Source organism: Aeromonas veronii (assembly GCF_040215105.1).
GTDB classification, from domain to species: Bacteria; Pseudomonadota; Gammaproteobacteria; order Enterobacterales; family Aeromonadaceae; genus Aeromonas; species Aeromonas veronii_G.
The window spans coordinates 2,198,521-2,216,380 of the sequence record NZ_CP157875.1 but is presented as its reverse complement, the minus strand read 5'-3'; the positions used below and the strand labels follow the sequence as shown (position 1 = coordinate 2,216,380).

Sequence of the window (17,860 nt, the reverse complement as noted above, 5' to 3'; positions counted from 1 at the left end):
CCCGTTGTTAGTTAGATATAGTTCTGATTCAATCCAGTCAGTTCATAATAAATCTGACCTACACATGACCCACTCTAGCCCACAACACACTGATTTGCCTGCGCTCCTGGAGCGCAAGGTCTATTGGCAGGATGAGCCCACGGGCGACATTTCCGCTTGTGTGGCGGGCCAGGTCGAGATATTCCGTGATCTGCACGAGATGCGGATCTACCTGGCCATGACGTACCCCGACACCGCTTTTGAGCTGGTCGAGGTGACTGAGGAGACTTGGCAAGGCTTCTATGACCAGGGAGTGTTTTTCGATGACTGGTCATAAATCCGTAATGCCGATAAATGGGGTTATCGGCAACAAAACCCTGATCGATTATCTGTCCTTTACCTGGGCACCGGACGAATTGCGCCGGATGACCGACTTGGCCAAGCAAGGTGCCTTGCTCAAAGCCATCCCGCGCTTTGATACCCAGGTGCTCGGCATCAAGGCGGCGTTTGCTGCGCCGGCGGTGGCTGATCTGCGTTACCTGTGGAAGCGCCCTGCCTCCTTCGCTCCCCTCTCCCGCTTTGAGCAAGAAACCCAGCGGCTACGGGACAAGGCCTACCCCAAGCATGAGGCTCGCCCTGTGGCGCCGGTGCTCACCCCTTCCATGGCCCAGATGATGGAAACCGCCCTGCACTCGGGCTACAGGTCTCGCGCCGACATGCGTAAAGAGCTCAAGGCCGTCTGCTCTGCCCTGCTCGACTTCTCCGAATTCGAGGTGGTGCCCGATGCCAAATACTGGCACGTCTATAACGACATCATCGACAGCTATGGTGTCCAGTTCCTGGACGCCCTCTGCTGCGCCGAAATTGATTTCTGGCTTGAGGAGCTGAATCAGCAGATCGGGGTGCCCATCCCCTCCCCTCGGTTCAGCAAACGGGATCGCCGCGCCGGTCTGCACGGTTATGCCCATTCCGCCGACCTGCTGTGTGATGGCCTCCCCTGTGGCCTGATCGGTTGGGGGGCAGCCAACCACGGTTGCATGGTGAGTTTTTCCGGTGTGGGTTGTGCGGCCCTCGACTTGCCAGCTTTGCACGATGTTATCTCTCACATTCCGGGTATCCGCATCACTCGGGTCGACTTGGCGCTGGACGATTACCAGGGAGACACCATTTCTTACCTTGGTGCTGTCGAGGCGGCCAAATGTGGCCAGTTCCACCCGCAGCGGGGAAAGGCACCGTGCTGGATGGCTATCGAGTCCGGCGAGTTCGTGCCCTCTGAAGTCTCCAAAGGCATCGTCAAGCGTTATGGTCTCCTGCCTTCCAAGGGCTGCTCCTTCTATGTGGGCAGCCGCATCAACGGCAAATGCGCCCGCATCTATGAGAAAGGCAAGCAGATGCAGTCGGCTGACTTCCCGAACTGGGTGCGAGCCGAGGGCGAGCTGCATAACAAGGATCGCATCATCCCCTTGGATGTGCTGATCAACCCCGACCCTTATTTCGCGGGCATGTACCCACAGTTTGCGTCTTGGCTGGAACAAGTAGCCGACGTGGAGGCTGAACCTATCCGCATTACCACGTTCAAGAACCGCTTTAAGACCTCGCGGGATAATGCAGTGTTCAATATGTCGAGAATGGCGGGTCGCCTTGTCAATTGGTTAGCGAATATTGAGGGGTTATCCCCTGACAAGATTATTAACCAATTAACAGCGCACCTTGAGCCGTTGGATATTCCAGCGCGGTTAAGAATGCCATTACCGCCCGATATTATTTCGGGTGACTATCCATTGCTATCGACCTAACCAAGGTTCTTCAACGAGGAAATAACATGTCTATTCTGTCCGGTGTTCTGGTCACTCGCGTGACTCATGGCTATGGCGTCTCCCGTAAATCCGGCTCTCCGGTGCCTTATGATTTCGCTCAGGTGGAATATCTGGCTCCGGCGAATAACGTGAATAAACCGGAGTGCAATATCACCTCTTGGGGCTATGAGGTTCGTCAGCTAGCCCTGCGCAATGACGCTGCCACCATCAAAGAGCTGTCCGACTGCCCGAAACTGGTGGCGGTGGATCTCGTGCTGGAAGCCGACCCCAGTAATCCGACCCGCAACGTGGTCGTTGCGTTCCAGGCAACCAAGAAGCCCCTTTAATCCGCCGCGCGTGAGGAGGAGGAGCGAGGGCGCGCAGCGACCGACGACGAGAGCGCGAGAATATGCTCTGTTTAGATATTACCGCTGAGGGATATACCAAACTCGCTCAGCCGGATAACTGTCAATATGTGCTCCTGACAATTCAGGAGCATTCCAAACTCACCGATATATCCAACTGGTTTCAGTTTGATATGACGGAGGTAGGAATAGCCTTTAGCTCTGGCATTGTTATATGGGCTCTGGGTTTAAAAGTGGGCGCAATTGCCCGAATAATCGTAGGTGCAAAAAGAGGATAATCGAGTATGAGAAATTATATCCGTAATGGTTCCATCGCTCTGGTGGGTTCCCTGGTAGCCATGGGGGCAAGTGCTGAATCCGGTGGTGCTGCTGCCGCCGCTGGGGCTGCTCTGGATCAAGCGCAATCTGATGTGAACATGACGTCGCCGAAGGTCATGATGGTCGTGGCCTCCGTCGTCGCCGTCACCATCCTGATTGGCTTGATGCGCAAGGCTTAAACCATGTCCCTGCTCATCGGGACGCTGTGGTTTCTGTTCTTTGTCGAAGGCTACAGATCATCGTTTTCGATATGACACAAGGCGGCTCCGGTCGCCTTTTTTATTGGGGGTCGTGTGAGAGTTCTTTATTTGCTGCTCCTGGTGCCGTTGGGAGCGCTGGCGAGCTGTCCAGCAGGTCTCCAGTTATCCAACGTGCCCATCAGCACGACGCTGCCGTACTGCGTGAAATGGGAGTCATCCAGCCTGGGTGGGTGTGAGGTTAATTGCCCTGGCGTGTGTGTCGAGATGCCTAATGCCGACTCCAAAGGTCCTATCCAGACAACGGGAAGTGAGTGCAAGCTCGGGGGTAGTGAAGGCGGTGGTGATGGAGAAGGTGGTGGCAATGTGGATCCCTCTCTGCCATTTCCGAACCAGATAAGTCCGATTGCGGTTGGCGGTGCGTACCAGGAGGGAACGACCGCAGCCCTAAAGCAGATAGATTCGGATCTGCGGTGGTTTGCGATTAAAAGTCATGAGCAAGGAAAAGAAACGCTCGCCACGTTCAATGCCTTTGGCAAGGACTTGATGAAAGTCACCGATGCGCTAACTACTCAAAGTAATTCTTTTGAAGAATATGGAAAGACACAGTTTTCCATGCTGACTTCACTGGTGAAAACACAGGATACCTTGCAACAGCTAACTAATTGCGTAGTGAATCCATTTAATAATGGCTGTGACCATTTGGGCGGTTCTGGTGGCGGCGGCTCTTCATCGAGTGATACCGCTGCAATTAAAGGCATGATGCAAACGGCCATGGGATGGTGGGGTGGCACACCGGGCAACCTGTCTGCAATTAACAGCAATCTCACTGGTATATCAAACAGCATATCGCCGATGTTCCCCATGCTCGAGCATTTCAACAAGCAGCAGACCAATCTGCAGACCCAGATGGCCGGTGATCTGTCCGCAATCAAAGAATCACTGGGTAATGGGCAAGGGTCTGGTGGTGGCGTTGATATTGATTATTCGAAAATGCCAGGTGCAGCGGGCAATCCATTACAGATAGCAGGTGCCGAGTATGAGTCTGGTTTGTGCCAAGAAGGTGATAATTGCGCCTTCAATTTGGCCAACATCAACAAGCAATATGACGAAAGCAAAGATGCCTTGAAGAAAGCCTACAAGGATATAAGGACTGAGGTTGCCGACACATTCAAATTTCAGTTAAACGGCTCTGGTGCTGCCCCCAAGTGTTTCGAGATGTTCTCGTTGTTCGGCAAGTCTTATTCAGTGTGCCCATCGGTTGGTGGCTATTGGGAAACGTTGGCAGCCATCATGATGTTCATATTTTATTTCATAGCATTGATGATTGTGGCGAGGAGATAATTCATGGAGTGGTTAGGGGATTTGTTTAGTGGATTGTTCAACGACATATATGACCTCGCTGTCCAGGTAACCGCGTGGATGGCGGTCAAGCTCGCCATCCAGTGGGTCGAGTTCAAGCTGTTCATGCTGATGTTTTCTTGGGACGTTGCCAGGGAAATCCTGATTAACCTGCAATTCAGCGACTTGATCTCGCAGTCCTTTAATAACCTGCCGAGCGATGTGCGGGACATATTGCTGTATCTGCACCTGGACAAAGGCTTGTCGATTATCACCCAGGCATTTGTGACCCGCTTCTTGCTGAATATCATGGGGTGGTGATCCATGTCCATTAAAATCCACCACGGCGCCCCTGGTTCTTATAAGTCGTCCGGCGCCATTCATACCGATGTGATCCCGGCTATCAAGGCAGGCCGCCACATCATCACCAACGTGCGCGGTTTCTCGGTGGAGCGTTGCCGTGAGGTGCTCGGCAAGGATGTGCCAGACAGCTTCGAGGTGCTCTATATCGATACGGAATCCCAGGATGGCCGAGACCGTTTGGCGCGGTTCTATCACTGGGCACCCAAGGGGGCATTCTTCCTGGTCGATGAGGTACAGCGCATATTCCCGCCTGCTTGGCGCCAGGGTGATTTGGACAGGCTCGATTATCCAGGTGGGCCGGACGTGGCTAAGGCTGATGGACGCCCAGAAACTATCGATGTGGCCTTTGATATGCACCGTCACCATAACTGGGACTTTGTATTAACCACCCCGAACATCAAAAAGGTGCATCAGGTAATCCGCGCCGCTGCTGAGACTGCCATTCGTCACACCAATATGGCGATATTGGGGATTGGTGGTCGTTATAAGACGGTACTTCACCTCTCTGATAATTCCGGCACATCAATGTCTGATGTGCTGCAAGCCAAGCCATTTAACAAGGTGCCGAAATATGTTTTCAAGCTTTATGACTCGACTACAACCGGTAAGGTTTCGGATACAATCGCGGGTAGCTCGATACTGCGAGATCCTAAAGTTCTCTTTATTCTGGCGGTGTGGGGACTCTGTTTATACTTTGGTTTCATCAAGCCTGAATATGTTGATGCTCCTGCTAAGGCCCCTGCGCCCTCTCCTACCGCTTCTGAGGCTCCTGGGGCGGTGGGTGCTTCGCCCACTGCTGATGTACGTCCTAGCAGCGCTCCTGCTGCGTCTGCTGATGGCCTCCTTGCTGTAGGCCCATTCGCGGGTTATCGCCTCATCATCAACTGCCATGTGCTCACCAAGAGCAGCCGAGACGTCTACAGCGTCGAATACTGCTTTGCCCTGCGAAAGGGCGACGACGAGCAGGCGATCTATGCTGAGGAGTGGCCACAATACTTCGTCGATTTGAAGCCGATGACGGCCTGCCATGCGGTGATCCAGTACCAGGGGCAACCCGTGGATGTGTACTGCGACCCTGACGGGGATGCACTGCGCAAACGGGTCAACTCCGCCCTCTTCGCGGGTCGGGATAACAAGGCGGCACCCAATGATGACCGGACATAACAAAGTGGTCGAATATTGCTACCGCGATAGTGGGTTTCTTATGTTAAAGACAGAGGTTTCAGAATGAATATGATGCTGGGTGTTATCGTCGTTTGCCTGGATATTGCCATCCTGGTTGCTCTGGGGATGAATGCTGAGTATTCCGCTGAGGTGCGTTGGGCCTGTGTTGCGCTGGTCGCGCTGCTCTCGGTGCCTCCTTTTCTATGGCTCTTTGAAGGACAACTTATCGAGCTGGAAGAAAGGTGGCAGGTTTACTGTCGTAATAGGCGCCGTGCTCGCGCTGTGGCCACTCGTCTCAAGGATAACCGCTGAACTACAGGGGCGTGAGCCCCTATAAGGCGATACACTGCGGCCCATTGTCGGGAGGGTGGTATGCTCGCCGAAGCTTCTTTGGAGTGCTTCTGTGAGGCTGTGAACCCCCTTCCCTGCTAAACCGGCTTTTGAGGCTTTCTCAGCCTGAGGGCTATCAGTTCTACCACGCAAGGGGATTATTTTTCCTTAGTGCAAAATTATAATATTGATTATCGAGCTCAAACCTATTTTGGTTGGTTGTATATTTGTATATCTTTACATGTTTATAATTATCATCGCTTAGTATTTTTTTAATTATGGAATCTTCATTTTCTTGACTAATTCTGCACCCGAGATGGATGCTTTTAATCGCTTTTTTATCTATTTTCTTAAGAAATAAAAAGTCTTTGTCATTGGAGAATTCGACATACGAACCTTTATAATTCTCGGGTTGAATTGAGCTAAGGTCTTCTTTTGATGGAGTTTGCTTGCCAACATATACCACCTCATCACAATTCTTTAATGGAAGAATTATCCTATATTCTTTTTCATATATCCATTCGTCGCTCTTTGTTGTTAGAACATGAAGTAATATAGACTTTAGCTTTTCATTGTGACTGCTTTTTATGTTAATTGACATGTTGGTGAAATCATACCGACAATTATTATATTTTATTTTTAATGGGAGTGTTGATATTGGTAATCTCTCATCATGTGAATTTTCATCATTAAATAGTTTGCTGTCATAACCGATACAAAAACCTTGGTGGTTATTTGCATAATGAGCCCACATTAGTAGATTTCTTGATGTTTCAGACATGGAAATTATCCCAATACTTCTAACCATCCCAAGATAACCCATATCATTTATAAGCTGAGCGGATATATCGTCTCTTGGGTGGCCATCTTTAGTTAAATTAAGTTCATATTTCTCACGTGTATCTTCAACCGTTAAGGATTTCAGTTCACTTGGTATTATGGATTCAAAGGGGTCGTTAAGGCTCTCCGGTGGTGATATTTTTAAATTTGGATTGTCAAAATAGCTTATAGGTAGCTCTGTGTAATATTTATACAATATGTCACTGTGATTGTTCATTGCTGTTCTCTCTTTTGCCCCCCCGTATAGTAATACGGGGGGAATTCTTCTACCAAGTTAAACCTCAGGCACATCCCTGTGGGGATCGAGCCCGAAGGGCTCTCATCTGTATCTTTGCTTTAAAGGGTTGAAACACAACTGGAGAGTACCCATATGCATCCTGAGCATACGGCTCTGAACTATGGTGAATCTTATGATTATTGACTCTGCTTTTGCTGACAAACTCTTGAAGCTGCAGGCTGCGGTTGATCGCCTTGAAGCTGAACTGGATGCTATGTATCTCCAGAAGGCCACAATTGAAGATCTGCATGCAAAGACGAAAGAGTACACTGAGGCGTACAAGGCCTTGAATGACTTGGCTCTGAGTGCTGTGACAGTCTCTTGATGCCGATAAAATAATTGGTACAAGTTGTGCTGATATGAAAAGGGGGCTTCTGCCCCCTCCTCTGTTTAGTTGATGCCCAGTCTCTTCCTCCAATAGAAAGTTTCTTTCTGCTTCTCTGTCCGTTCTGCATGGATGACGGCCAACGCCTCGATCCTTCTTCTATCGAACCTCACACCGTTGGGAGAGATCAGGCAGTCATTCGCCATCCGCCAGCCTTCCCAGGCTTTGAAGATCGTGGGCAGCTCCCGCCCCGATGCCATACGCATAAGCCGTTTATAGACAGGTGGGATCTCTTTACCCTTATCCCAATATGTGACCTGCCTCACAGAAACGAAACATAGATTTGCCGTCTCCTCTTCCGATAAACCGCATTCAAACCAACGAAAAATGAAGTTTTTGGTCAACTCTCGTTCCATCCAAGTAAATACCTGATAAACCAGCAAAATTGCGTGGGCTGGCTTATCGGCAGGTTTCAGATGGGCATTTAACAAAACCGGGCATTATGCGCGGTTTTCTGTAGGGGACATATCGAGGGAGACGTCGGCGCTGCTCGTAGACCACCTTGATGGTGTCTTGCTCCGGCTCATTCGTGCAGATGGTCCAGCGGTTTGCGGTTGGCGCTTTCGTGCCGTTCGCTGTGACCGGTATGCAAATACTTGGAGGTGGTGTCTATGCTGTCGTGGCCTGCGTCGGCTTGTACGTGGGACAACGGCCGGCCGTTCAAGTTGATGTCATGCGTAATGCCGGTGTGGCGGATGGAGTGCGGCGTCAGGCTGCGCATCTCGGCGGCATCCTGGGCAAAGCCATCCTGTTCGGCCAGATGAGCCGCTTGTTCGAGTACCGCCATCACCAGTTCTCTCAACTGACGGATCCCGAGGTTGGCATTGAGCTCACCCTGTTCACGACCGTGAGCCGCCGCCTTGTGGCGTATGAAGAGTGGCGTCTGATCGCCTGGCGCCGGCAAGGCAGGCAATCCTAAAAAGGTGCGATAGCGCTTGAGCGCATCCAGCAAGGCCTGTGACACCGCAACGGTGCGCCGCTTGCCGCCTTTGCTGCGCGGGATGAAATAGCCCCAGACGCCCGTCTTGGCGTCGCGCCGAAACTGGCTCATCACCGGGCTGAAACCGGGTCTGGCGGCGACCTCGGAGATCCGCAGATAACAGGCATACATCAGGCAGATGAGAAATCTGCTTCGCTCGTGCTGAACGGGATTTTCTTCTGCCAATTGTTCGGCCGCCTGCATGACATAGGCCCACTGCAGTTCGGAAAAGGATTGGCTCTGCTCCTCCTGCTGCGGCTGCACGGGGCGATTGACCCGTTGCAGCAACAGGGCGGGATTGCGATCCATGTACTCTTCCTGGACGAGGAATTGGAAGAAACTCGAGAGGATGGCGAGCTTGGTCTTCATGGCCTGCTCGCTTAAGCGGTATGGCAGCTCCCGCCCCAGTTCCCGCTTGCCCAGAAATGGCCGCCACAGGGGATTGGGCAGCCGCTCTCCCCACTCCTTGTCCTGCACGAACTGGGCGACGTTGCGATAAGCGATAAGCGTCGTCGGCGGCGCCTGGCAGTAGTCGAGATAGCGCATCATGATGCGCCGGGTAAGATCCTTGGGGCTGATGGCCAGCTCCGCGAAACACCAGTGAAAAAAGGTGGTCAGCTCGCTGCGATAGGTTTTGTAATTGTTTTCGCTGTGGCGCTGCTCCAGCAGCCAGTCGACGGCGAGCTCATAGACGAGTCCCGCATCCGGTACATTCCCCAGGCTGAGATTGGCCAGATACTGGTTGACCAGCGGGTTGCCCGCCTCCAGATGGAGCAGGCTATCGAACAGTGGCATGGCGGGGGGTAGAGACGGATGAGTCATGGCGTTCTTGTTGTTGAAATAAGGTGTGACAGGGTTCGAGCCTGATGCCGATAAATGGGGTTATCGGCATCATTGCCCGGCTTGGCGGGATCAATACGGGCCTGCCTCCTGGTGGCACCGCCATCACCGCGCTAGCGTTATTATTCAATGAATATGCAGGTTGGTTGGAAAATTCTCGGGGTAAATATCAATAAAAATGAATTTAAAAACTGGATATCTGAATAAACCACCCAGTTCTCTCCCCGTGAAGGCTTCTGCTACCCGCCTCCCCCTCAGGCCACGCTCTTGAGGGATTTACCCTTGGGCTTGTCGGCAGAGATAGCCTCGCTTTTCTCATCCCTGGCGGGGATCCCCTGCCCTTTGCCGCCTCGCAAGACGCTTTGCAGCAGATCCCGCTGCTCGGCCAGGTAGAAGGCCAGCCCCTCTTGCTGCTCCGGGGTCAGTTCCACCGGCGCAGTGGCCAACACTGTCATCAGTTCGTCGGCGGTATCCAGCAGCTTGTCATAGGCATCCGCCTCTTTCTTGCTGGTAAAGGTCATCTTCTCCACTCCCCCACGCACCACTACATACTTGATCTCAACGGCCATGATGGCGTCCTCCTCATGATAGTGAGATAATTATATGTACGGATATACAGTGTTTGTAAACAGCTATCCGTTCCAAGGCACTGACGGCGATCATCTAGGCCCTGGCGGGATCCTGATGACGGGCGGACAAGACGAGTCATCCCCCCGGTATGCAACATGCCGACACACTTTTCTTGGGGCAAGGCGGTGCCCGGGCAAGACAGCTGGCTGGTTTTAGGGTAAATTTTGTCAATTCCTTCAACAGGTTGAATCGTATGTCGGAGACCCGTTCCGTGACCGTTTGCCCGGCCTGCGACTTGCTGATCGAACGCAAGTTATTGCCGCTGCGTCGTCATGCCCATTGTCCCCGCTGTCATCAGCACCTGTACGGGCGCTACGCCTTCCGATCTTCCCAGTTGATGGCGCTCACCATCACGGGGTTGCTGTTGCTGCCGTCGGCCTTCTTCGAACCCCTCATCTACCTGCGGCTCGCGGGGGTCAACTCGGACGCCAACCTGCTCAAGGGCATACTGGTGCTGTTTGAAGAGCGCGAATTCTGGGTGGCGGGCTTGGTACTCTGGTGCGCCGCTCTGGCGCCGACGGGCTTGCTGCTCGGGATCTTCACCCTCGCCTCCGGCCTTGCCAAGCGCTGGCACATACTGGCGCCGACCTTGAAACTCGTCGAGGTGTTTCGCCACTGGGCCATGCTGGAGGTCTACATCGTCAGCCTGCTGGTCGCCCTGTTCAAGCTCATCGACATCGCCGATGTGCGGTTGGGGGGCGGCTTGTTGAGCCTCGGGATCCTGATGCTGCTCAACATGACGCTGCTGATCCTGTTCGACCCCTCCCCTTACTGGGAGAAGATTGCTCTGCACACCCCCTCACAGGAGCCGGCCCATGAGTCAGACCAGCGCCCGTGAGCTCGGGCTCTGCCGCTGCCACACCTGCGGCCTGCTGGTGCGCTATCAGAGCGGCGCGAGCTGCCCGCGCTGCCACAGCCATCTGCAGATGCGTATCCCCAGATCCCTTGCCTGGTCTTGGGGGCTGCTGGCGCTCGCCACCTTCATGTTGCTGCCCGCCAATCTGCTGCCCATCACCCACTTCTACAACAAGGGTTTACTGCAGTCCGATACCATCTTCAGCGGTATCATGGCGCTCTATCGCAGCAAGATGTCGGGGATCGCCACCATAGTGCTGACCGCGAGCATCATAGTGCCCATCGGCAAGATCCTGGGGCTGGGCTGGATCTGCTGGCAGCTGCAACGGAGCAAGCCGGTGCGACGCAAACGCCAGCTCATCATGTATCGCATCATCGATTTCATCGGCCGCTGGTCCATGCTGGATCTTTTCGTCATCTCCCTCATGGTGGCGCTGGTGGATCGGGGTGTGTTGCTCAACGTGCGGGCCGGCCCCGGCGCCACCGCCTTCGCCGGCGTGGTGGTGCTCACCATGATGTCGGCGCGGATGCTGGATACCCGCCTGTTATGGGACAAGGCATCTCGCTAGTCTATTTTCGTCTGTATCGGATGTGCTGTTACCACGGCCAATGTAAGGAGTCGGTATGATCGGGGCTGAACCCGTCATTGAGAAACATCGCTGGTTATCCCCAGTCTGGTTATTGCCCGCCATCGCACTCTTGCTGGCGGGGGGCTTCCTCTACCAGCAGTGGAGCAACAGCGGTCAGCTCATTCGCATCAACTTTGCCCAGGGCAACGGCATCTTGCCGGGCAAGACCCAGCTGCGCTATCAAGGGGTGGCCATCGGCGTCGTGCAAGAGCTGGAGCTCGCCGCCGACGGCCGCAAGATCGCCGTGCTGGCCAAGGTGGACAGCCGCGCCCGTCCGCTGATCCGCAAGGGGTCCGACTTCTGGCTGGTAAGTCCCAAGGCGTCACTCACCGAGATCTCCGGCCTCGACACCCTGGTCTCCGGCAACTACATCAACCTGCAACCCGGGCGGGAGAACAACCCGCAAGAGGATGAGTTCGACGCCATTGACGGCCCTCCCCCCGGCTATCAGGCCCAGGGGCGCACCCTGCATCTGACGGCCGACTCCCTGGGGTCGGTGGGTATTGGTGCCAAGATCTATTTCCGCGGGCTGGAGGTGGGCAGTGTCATCAATACCCGCCTCGGTGAGGAGAACCAGAACGTGATCCTGGATCTGGTGATCGAACCGCGCTTTGAGCACCTCATCAAGACCGACACCCGCTTCTGGAACATCAGCGGCATCAAGGGCTCCTTCAGCCTGGAAGGGGTCAAGGTGGAAGCCGGCAGCCTCACCTCCATACTGAGCGGCGGCATCGCCTTCGACTCTCCCAAGGGCTCGGCCTCTGCCGAGAAGGGCCAGAACTTCACCCTCTACAAGGGGCTGGCCGAGGCGGCGCGCGGTGAGCGCATTCAGATCCAGGCGGGCTCGCTGCCCATCAAGGGAGGGATGCCCATCCTGTTTGAGGGCATCGAGATTGGCCGCATCGATCCCATCCGCCTGACCCAGCAGGGCCGGGAGGTGACGGCGCTGATCAATCCGGAGCAGGCCTTCAGGATGACCGGCAAGAGCCGTCTGGTGTGGGAAGCGATCTCCCTCTCCCCCTCCGGCCTCAAGCATGCGGATCGCCTGCTGGCCGGTCCCGCCATTCGCCTGGACTACGTGGCCGGTGAGCGAGTGCATGCCATGACCCTAGAGAGCCAGGGACAAGTGGGCGGCATCCTCCTGACTCTGCAGGCTGACGATCTCGCCGGCTTGAGCGAGGGCGCCCCACTCTGGTTCAAGGGATTGCAGATAGGTCAGGTGGGGCCGCTCAGTCTGGATGCCAGCGGCAATGCCAGGGTCGCCCTGCGGGTGGAAGAGGCCCATCGCGCCTTGCTGAATCGAGCTCGCTTCTACCGCGCCTCCCCCTTGCAGATCGATGCGAGCCTCGCGGGCATCAAGGTTGATACCAGCCCGGCCAGCGCCTGGCTCGGCGGCGGCATCAAGCTCGTTCAGGCGCCCTCGGGGGAGCGGATCGACCGCCTCTACCCCAGCGAAGAGCTGGCGCTGCTCGGCAGTCGCAATGCCAAACCGGAGCGCTGGTTGCTGCGGACCGACCAGGCCGACGGGATCGGGATTGGCTCCCCCGTGCTCTATCTGGGACTGGAGGCAGGCCGGGTCAAGGGGCTCAAGGCTGACGCCAAGGGGGTCGAGATCACCCTCGAGATCGATGCCACTTATGCCCCCCTGCTCAGGCAGCTCCCCCAGTTCTGGAAGAAGGCGGCCATCGACGGCAAGATCCGGCTCGACGGCGTGCAGGTCAAGATGGGCAACCTCGCCACCTTGCTGCGCGGAGCCATCGAGTTTGACCGCCTCGGCACCGGTCGCAGCAGCCACCAGCTGTTTGACAGCAAGGAGCAGGCGCAAACCCAGGTGAGAACGCTGACCCTGGTGGCCGAGAGCAATCCGGGTCTGGGGGTCGGCAGTCCCATCCGCTATCGTGGGGTGGACATCGGCAAGATTGAGCAGGTACTGCTGGATCCCTCCCTCGGCCAGGTGAGCTTCAAGGCGGAGCTAGACAACCAGTATGCCGAGCGCTTCCTGCAATCCGGTGCCCGCTTCACCCTGGTACAGGCCAAGCTGGGGCTGGGGGGCGTCTCTCACCTCGACACCCTGATCAAGGGCGCCTTCGTCGAGGCCAGTCCTGGCCAGGGCGCCGGCAAGGAGCGTTTCCCCTTGAGTCAAAGTGGCCCCACCGGCCTGGTCCTGACCCTCAAGAGCCCTTCCGTCAGCGGGATCAGCGTCGGCAGCCCCTTGCTGTTTCGCAAGCTGGTGGTGGGCAGCGTGACCCGGGTCGCCCTGGCCCGCGATGGCAGCGAGGTGCTGATCGATGTGAGCATCGACAAGGAGTATGCCCATCTGGTGCGGGCCAACAGCCGCTTCTGGAATGTCTCCGGCGTCAAGGCGGACATCGGCCTCACCGGCGGCACCATAGAAGTGGAAACCGTGCAGAGTCTGCTGGCCGGTGGTATCGCCTTCAACACGCCGGAGCGGGAGATGGGCCCCACCGTCAAGGGTGGCCACAGCTATCCCCTTTACGGCAAGGCGGAGAAAGAGTGGCTGGAGTGGAGCCCCCGCATCCAGCCTTGATCCTCTCCTGCTTGAAGAAAACCGGCCTCTGGCCGGTTTTTTATTGAGCGGAGGGTCGCTGCGCCATGAAAGTGGCCTGAAGAGGGAGCACTCCCTGTGATAAGATGTCGCCCCTTGTTTTGGGTCCGCGAGATTGCACCGTGCACGACAACACCTACCTCCCCGATCACTTCCTGCGTCATATCGCCGCCATCATGCCCGATCACCTCTCCATGGATGAGTTCGTGGCGAGCTGCCGACGACCGCTGCGCCGCAGCATACGGGTCAATACCCTCAAGATCGGCGTCCCTGAATTTGTCTTGCAGATGCAGCAGCTGGGCTGGCTGCTGGATCCCGTGCCCTGGTGCGAGACCGGCTTCTGGCTGAGTCGAGAGGACGAAAGCGTGCCCCTTGGCAACACCGCCGAGCACCTGAGCGGCCTCTTCTATATCCAGGAGGCGAGTTCCATGCTGCCGGTAACGGCGCTCTTTGCCAGCGACAAGGTCAAACGGGATGGCATCTTGCTGGATGCGGCGGCGGCGCCGGGATCCAAGACCACCCAGATTGCGGCACTGATGAACAATCAGGGCATGCTGGTGGCCAACGAATACTCCAGCAGCCGCCTCAAGGTGCTGAGTGCCAACATCCAGCGCTGCGGCGTGACCAATGTCGGCATGACCCATTTCGATGCCAAGGTCTTTGGCCAGTGGTTGCCGGAGACCTTCGACGCCATTCTGCTGGACGCCCCCTGCTCCGGTGAAGGGACGGTGCGCAAGGACGACGATGCCCTGCGCAACTGGAGCCTGGCGAGCATCGATGAGATAGCGGCGGTGCAGGCCGGACTGCTGGAAAGCGCCTTCCATGCCCTCAAACCCGGCGGCGTGCTGGTCTACTCCACCTGCACCTTGAGCACCCTGGAGAACCAGGCCATCTGCCAATCCTTGCTGGATAAATTCGGCGATGCCCTGAGTTTTGACTCGCTCGCGGACCTCTTTCCCGGTGCGGACAAGGCCTGCACGGCCGAGGGTTACCTGCATGTCTGGCCCCAGATCTTCGACAGTGAAGGCTTCTTTGTCGCCCGTCTTCGCAAACATCATTCGGTGCCCAACCCCCTGTTCAAACCGGGCAAGCTCGGCAAGTTCCCCTATCTGCCGCTGCCGGCAAAAGAGAGTGAGCCCATGGTGCGCGAGATCGGAGCCAACTTCGGGGTGGCGCCCCGAGGCGTGCTTTATGGGCGCAACGATGAGATCTGGCTCTTCCCCGAGGTATTCGGGGAGCTGCAGGGCAAGCTGCGCTTCGATCGCATCGGCATCAAGCTGGCGGAAACCTTCAAGAAGGGGTATCGCCTGACCCACGAGTGGGCGCTGGCCTATGGCGGCGCGGCCACTCACGGGGTGGTGGAGCTGGATTCGAACAATGCGCGGGAGTACATGATGGGGCGGGATGTCTGGCCGGAGCTGGCAGCAGGATCCGGCGAAGTGATCGTCCGTTATCAGGGACAGCCGCTGGGCATGGGGAAATGGGTCGGCAGTCGGGTCAAGAATGCCCTCCCCCGTGAGCTGGTGCGCGACAACAACCTGTTCAATGGGTGAGTGGTATGCCGGTGGCTGGGGTTGGTTCGATGGCGTCACAGACTGATGCTAAACCTGAACGAGTCTGAAAAACCTACACTCTGGTTGAACTTTTAGTCAGATCTTGAAATGCCTTGGGTCTTGTCTACGCTTAAGGCTATCTGCACACCCGTTAGCGCACGGCTCTGCAAGGAGCCAATTCCCCTATGCCAGGTACAAGGAATTCGTACCTGGCTTTTTTTATGCCCTCACAAATGAAGATCGCTGCTCGTGTTCTCTTTATTCCACCGGATCCGGGAGGGGGCTCTCTGCTTCGCGATAGCTGGGCACCAGTTCGTGCTGGTAGAGCAGATCGATGGCCTGTTCGATGAGAGAGGCTTGACTGTCTTCCAGATGTTGGCCGAGATCCTGCAACCGCTCGGCGTGACGATTGCTGATCCAGCATTGCAACCGGCTGTGACTCTCCTGCTTGCGCTTCACATGTTGGCGCTGACGCTCGGCATTGTCCTGCGGCTCTGAAAGCGGTTTTTCTTGCGTGATATTCTGGCTCATATGACCTTGCAACATTCAGGTTTCTTGACTGTTATCTCTCACTTCGCATATTGCGGGCGGCAAAGAAGTGCTTCCTTGCCGCTGCCCTCCCCCCGAGAGAGAGCGTGAAGGCTGTTCAGGGGGACGGCTAAATATACCATTGGATCAACAAGATGCAATTTAACATAAAAAAGGCCCTGACGCAGTTGGGCTGTAAAGGTTAAGTCCTCATGCCCCGCTTCAGAAAAATGGTGATGCCAAAACATGGCCATCCGGTTTCACTGGCGATGACGATCGGCGCGTCGGTAAAGCCCCCATTAAATGACGCAGACGTATATTGCTTCTTGCCCCCTGCGCCAGCTCTGGCAAATGCAGAGGATGGTTTCAAGACAATGATGGAGTCAGTGGTCATTGATACCTGTCAAGGTTCCTACCCACATAAAAATCAATGATACTGCCTATCAACATGTGACAGCGAGAATGGGAAAAATATGTTTGAAAATACACCAACATCACCATTGGCACTTAGCCTCAGTGACCTGTCTGCGTCGATCGCCCGCAAAGAATATAAGGCAGCAGAGGTGACGGAGTTGGCACTCCAACGCATTCAGAAATACGATATTGAATTACACGCATTTTGTTTGGTTGATGGCGATGGCGCAAGGCAACAGGCCGAACATATCGATGATTTGATATTAGCCGGCAAGCCAGTCGGCCCCTTGGCCGGTGTCCCCGTTGCGGTCAAAGATTTAATTTGTACCAAAGGCGTTCGTACCACGTTCGGTTCATTATTGTACGAAGATTTTATTCCTGACACTGATGATATTGTTGTTCAGCGCCTGAAAGAAGCAGGTGCCGTCATATTGGGTAAAACGAATACCTCGGAATTTGGTTATGGGGCAGTCGGTCATAACAAGTTATTTCCTACGACAAGAAACCCCTGGAATACCGATCTCACGCCAGGCGGCTCAAGCGCGGGATCTGCGGCGGCGGTCGCGGCAAGAATGGTTCCTCTTGCCTTGGGAAGTGATGGGGGGGGATCTATCCGGATACCCGCCGCACTGTCGGGTGTGTTTGGGATGAAACCCTCCTGGGGGCGCGTTCCTCTTTATCCCGGTTGCAGGGATGAGCGCTATCCCGGCCAGTCAGGATGGGAGTCGCTGGAGCATATTGGCCCGCTGACGCGCAGTGCGGCTGATGCGGCGCTGGCACTCTCTGTCCTCAGTGGCCCATCCCCTTATGATCGCCATTCCATTCCTGCTGAATCAGATGACTGGGCGTTAAAAAGCATCGATTCATTGCGACATTGTCGATTTGCCTACTCAACGGATCTGGGTTTTGCCGTGGTAGATCCTGAAATCATTGCCGCCGTTGATAGCGTCGCCATGCGATTAAAAGCCGTGCTTGGCAATATGGAGCAGGCATTCCCCGCCATAGGAAACAATGAAACGTTATTGGATACGATCGTTGCGCTAGAGACGGATCGCTCTGGTTTGATATCAATGTCGGAAGATAAAGGGGTTGCCATTGACGGATGGCTGGGCAGTATTCTTGAAAGAACATGGTCGGGTGATCAATTCAGCCATGCCTTGGTCGAAAGAAAACGTATTGTAAATGCGACTGCCCGTTTTATGCAGAATTTCGATTTTCTGATCACCCCAACGACGGCATCGGCAGCCTTTCCCATTGATACTTATGGCCCTTCACTGATTGCCGGAAAAGCATTGTCCCCTTCGGCTTGGGTGCCATTTTCGGCACTGGCAAACTTTACCGGGCTCCCGGCGGCCTCTGTTCCTATCGGGTTCACTCGGGATGGTCGCCCCATCGGATTGCAAATCATGGGCAGGCACTTGGATGATCGCGGCGTATTAGCCTTGTCTGCGGTGGTTGAATCGCTGTTCCCAAGTGTCCAATGGCCAGGCCCGGCACTCTAAGAGACAGGG

General features: G+C 55.4%; 19 protein-coding genes. 14 read left to right on the top strand and 5 right to left on the bottom strand.

The window, feature by feature from the left end; translation table 11 throughout:
* The first annotated feature begins 64 nt into the window (after positions 1 to 64).
* The 8 genes from ABNP46_RS10185 to ABNP46_RS10150 all read left to right on the top strand — a co-directional run bounded on the left by ABNP46_RS10185 (position 65) and on the right by ABNP46_RS10150 (position 5,835).
* Complete coding sequence (locus ABNP46_RS10185) at positions 65 to 316, top strand: hypothetical protein (RefSeq protein WP_349922260.1); 252 nt, start codon at positions 65 to 67, stop codon at positions 314 to 316.
* Entirely contained in the window at positions 303 to 1,775 is a 1,473-nt protein-coding gene (locus tag ABNP46_RS10180) for a replication initiation factor domain-containing protein (protein WP_349922259.1), read from the top strand. The genes ABNP46_RS10185 and ABNP46_RS10180 overlap by 14 nt, the downstream gene beginning before the upstream one ends.
* A 26-nt stretch (positions 1,776 to 1,801) precedes the next feature.
* A complete protein-coding gene (locus tag ABNP46_RS10175; protein WP_042653776.1) occupies positions 1,802 to 2,122 on the top strand; it encodes a hypothetical protein in 321 nt (106 codons plus the stop codon).
* Positions 2,123 to 2,424: 302 nt separating this feature from the next.
* Entirely contained in the window at positions 2,425 to 2,637 is a 213-nt protein-coding gene (locus tag ABNP46_RS10170) for a Flexible pilin (protein WP_349922258.1), read from the top strand.
* A 285-nt stretch (positions 2,638 to 2,922) separates the two neighbouring features.
* Positions 2,923 to 3,999 carry a hypothetical protein gene (locus tag ABNP46_RS10165; RefSeq protein ID WP_349922257.1) on the top strand — a complete coding sequence of 359 codons (1,077 nt, stop codon included), beginning with the start codon at positions 2,923 to 2,925 and terminating at the stop codon, positions 3,997 to 3,999.
* A gap of 3 nt (positions 4,000 to 4,002) precedes the next feature.
* On the top strand, positions 4,003 to 4,317 hold the full coding sequence (locus ABNP46_RS10160) for a DUF2523 family protein (protein ID WP_349922256.1): 315 nt from the start codon (positions 4,003 to 4,005) through the stop codon (positions 4,315 to 4,317).
* Between the two features lie 3 nt (positions 4,318 to 4,320).
* Positions 4,321 to 5,523, top strand: a complete 1,203-nt coding sequence (locus ABNP46_RS10155; protein ID WP_349922255.1) for a zonular occludens toxin family protein — start codon at positions 4,321 to 4,323, stop codon at positions 5,521 to 5,523.
* Between the two features lie 63 nt (positions 5,524 to 5,586).
* Positions 5,587 to 5,835: a hypothetical protein gene (locus ABNP46_RS10150; protein ID WP_349922254.1), complete on the top strand. Its 249-nt coding sequence runs from the start codon at positions 5,587 to 5,589 to the stop codon at positions 5,833 to 5,835.
* Positions 5,836 to 5,995: 160 nt separating this feature from the next.
* On the opposite strand, the gene ABNP46_RS10145 is transcribed toward ABNP46_RS10150, so the two are convergent.
* Positions 5,996 to 6,910, bottom strand: coding sequence for a DUF2971 domain-containing protein (locus ABNP46_RS10145; protein ID WP_349922253.1), 915 nt, complete (start codon positions 6,908 to 6,910; stop codon positions 5,996 to 5,998).
* Between the two features lie 193 nt (positions 6,911 to 7,103).
* Here ABNP46_RS10145 and ABNP46_RS10140 point away from each other — a divergent pair, with 193 nt between their 5' ends.
* A complete protein-coding gene (locus tag ABNP46_RS10140) occupies positions 7,104 to 7,295 on the top strand; it encodes a hypothetical protein (RefSeq protein ID WP_349922252.1) in 192 nt (63 codons plus the stop codon).
* Between the two features lie 65 nt (positions 7,296 to 7,360).
* Here ABNP46_RS10140 and ABNP46_RS10135 read toward each other — a convergent pair whose 3' ends face one another.
* The 3 genes from ABNP46_RS10135 to ABNP46_RS10125 form a co-directional block, all read right to left on the bottom strand.
* Complete coding sequence (locus ABNP46_RS10135; RefSeq protein WP_349922251.1) at positions 7,361 to 7,711, bottom strand: DUF3653 domain-containing protein; 351 nt, start codon at positions 7,709 to 7,711, stop codon at positions 7,361 to 7,363.
* A gap of 167 nt (positions 7,712 to 7,878) precedes the next feature.
* A complete protein-coding gene (locus ABNP46_RS10130) occupies positions 7,879 to 9,156 on the bottom strand; it encodes a tyrosine-type recombinase/integrase (RefSeq protein ID WP_349922250.1) in 1,278 nt (425 codons plus the stop codon).
* A gap of 272 nt (positions 9,157 to 9,428) precedes the next feature.
* Positions 9,429 to 9,743, bottom strand: a complete 315-nt coding sequence (locus ABNP46_RS10125; RefSeq protein ID WP_349922249.1) for a YebG family protein — start codon at positions 9,741 to 9,743, stop codon at positions 9,429 to 9,431.
* 254 nt (positions 9,744 to 9,997) lie between these two features.
* Between ABNP46_RS10125 and ABNP46_RS10120 the strand changes: the two genes are divergently transcribed.
* The 4 genes from ABNP46_RS10120 (at position 9,998) to rsmF (ending at position 15,407) form a co-directional block, all read left to right on the top strand.
* Positions 9,998 to 10,642, top strand: a complete 645-nt coding sequence (locus tag ABNP46_RS10120) for a paraquat-inducible protein A (RefSeq protein WP_349922248.1) — start codon at positions 9,998 to 10,000, stop codon at positions 10,640 to 10,642.
* Positions 10,620 to 11,228, top strand: a complete 609-nt coding sequence (locus ABNP46_RS10115; RefSeq protein WP_349922247.1) for a paraquat-inducible protein A — start codon at positions 10,620 to 10,622, stop codon at positions 11,226 to 11,228. The genes ABNP46_RS10120 and ABNP46_RS10115 overlap by 23 nt, the downstream gene beginning before the upstream one ends.
* 55 nt (positions 11,229 to 11,283) lie before the next feature.
* Complete coding sequence (locus tag ABNP46_RS10110; protein ID WP_349922246.1) at positions 11,284 to 13,836, top strand: MlaD family protein; 2,553 nt, start codon at positions 11,284 to 11,286, stop codon at positions 13,834 to 13,836.
* 140 nt (positions 13,837 to 13,976) lie between these two features.
* Positions 13,977 to 15,407 carry a 16S rRNA (cytosine(1407)-C(5))-methyltransferase RsmF gene (gene rsmF, locus ABNP46_RS10105; RefSeq protein WP_349922245.1) on the top strand — a complete coding sequence of 477 codons (1,431 nt, stop codon included), beginning with the start codon at positions 13,977 to 13,979 and terminating at the stop codon, positions 15,405 to 15,407.
* A gap of 258 nt (positions 15,408 to 15,665) precedes the next feature.
* On the opposite strand, the gene ABNP46_RS10100 is transcribed toward rsmF, so the two are convergent.
* The gene (locus ABNP46_RS10100) at positions 15,666 to 15,938 is read right to left on the bottom strand and encodes a RepB family protein (RefSeq protein WP_434476194.1); all 273 of its coding nucleotides are present in this window, start codon (positions 15,936 to 15,938) and stop codon (positions 15,666 to 15,668) included.
* A 470-nt stretch (positions 15,939 to 16,408) separates the two neighbouring features.
* On the opposite strand from ABNP46_RS10100, the gene ABNP46_RS10095 reads away from it, so the two are divergent.
* Complete coding sequence (locus tag ABNP46_RS10095) at positions 16,409 to 17,851, top strand: amidase (protein WP_349922243.1); 1,443 nt, start codon at positions 16,409 to 16,411, stop codon at positions 17,849 to 17,851.
* The last annotated feature ends 9 nt before the right edge of the window (positions 17,852 to 17,860 follow it).

Coding starts and splice junctions, on each gene's coding strand:
- ABNP46_RS10175 (WP_042653776.1), top strand. CDS start 1,802: ATGTCTATTCTGTCCGGTGTTCTGGTCACTCGCGTGACTCATGGCTAT.
- ABNP46_RS10120 (WP_349922248.1), top strand. CDS start 9,998: ATGTCGGAGACCCGTTCCGTGACCGTTTGCCCGGCCTGCGACTTGCTG.
- ABNP46_RS10110 (WP_349922246.1), top strand. CDS start 11,284: ATGATCGGGGCTGAACCCGTCATTGAGAAACATCGCTGGTTATCCCCA.
- ABNP46_RS10130 (WP_349922250.1), bottom strand. CDS start 9,156: ATGACTCATCCGTCTCTACCCCCCGCCATGCCACTGTTCGATAGCCTG.
- ABNP46_RS10150 (WP_349922254.1), top strand. CDS start 5,587: ATGAATATGATGCTGGGTGTTATCGTCGTTTGCCTGGATATTGCCATC.
- ABNP46_RS10115 (WP_349922247.1), top strand. CDS start 10,620: ATGAGTCAGACCAGCGCCCGTGAGCTCGGGCTCTGCCGCTGCCACACC.
- ABNP46_RS10095 (WP_349922243.1), top strand. CDS start 16,409: ATGTTTGAAAATACACCAACATCACCATTGGCACTTAGCCTCAGTGAC.
- ABNP46_RS10125 (WP_349922249.1), bottom strand. CDS start 9,743: ATGGCCGTTGAGATCAAGTATGTAGTGGTGCGTGGGGGAGTGGAGAAG.
- ABNP46_RS10180 (WP_349922259.1), top strand. CDS start 303: ATGACTGGTCATAAATCCGTAATGCCGATAAATGGGGTTATCGGCAAC.
- ABNP46_RS10135 (WP_349922251.1), bottom strand. CDS start 7,711: ATGGAACGAGAGTTGACCAAAAACTTCATTTTTCGTTGGTTTGAATGC.
- ABNP46_RS10160 (WP_349922256.1), top strand. CDS start 4,003: ATGGAGTGGTTAGGGGATTTGTTTAGTGGATTGTTCAACGACATATAT.
- ABNP46_RS10155 (WP_349922255.1), top strand. CDS start 4,321: ATGTCCATTAAAATCCACCACGGCGCCCCTGGTTCTTATAAGTCGTCC.
- ABNP46_RS10170 (WP_349922258.1), top strand. CDS start 2,425: ATGAGAAATTATATCCGTAATGGTTCCATCGCTCTGGTGGGTTCCCTG.
- ABNP46_RS10140 (WP_349922252.1), top strand. CDS start 7,104: ATGATTATTGACTCTGCTTTTGCTGACAAACTCTTGAAGCTGCAGGCT.
- ABNP46_RS10185 (WP_349922260.1), top strand. CDS start 65: ATGACCCACTCTAGCCCACAACACACTGATTTGCCTGCGCTCCTGGAG.
- ABNP46_RS10165 (WP_349922257.1), top strand. CDS start 2,923: ATGCCTAATGCCGACTCCAAAGGTCCTATCCAGACAACGGGAAGTGAG.
- ABNP46_RS10100 (WP_434476194.1), bottom strand. CDS start 15,938: ATGAGCCAGAATATCACGCAAGAAAAACCGCTTTCAGAGCCGCAGGAC.
- ABNP46_RS10145 (WP_349922253.1), bottom strand. CDS start 6,910: ATGAACAATCACAGTGACATATTGTATAAATATTACACAGAGCTACCT.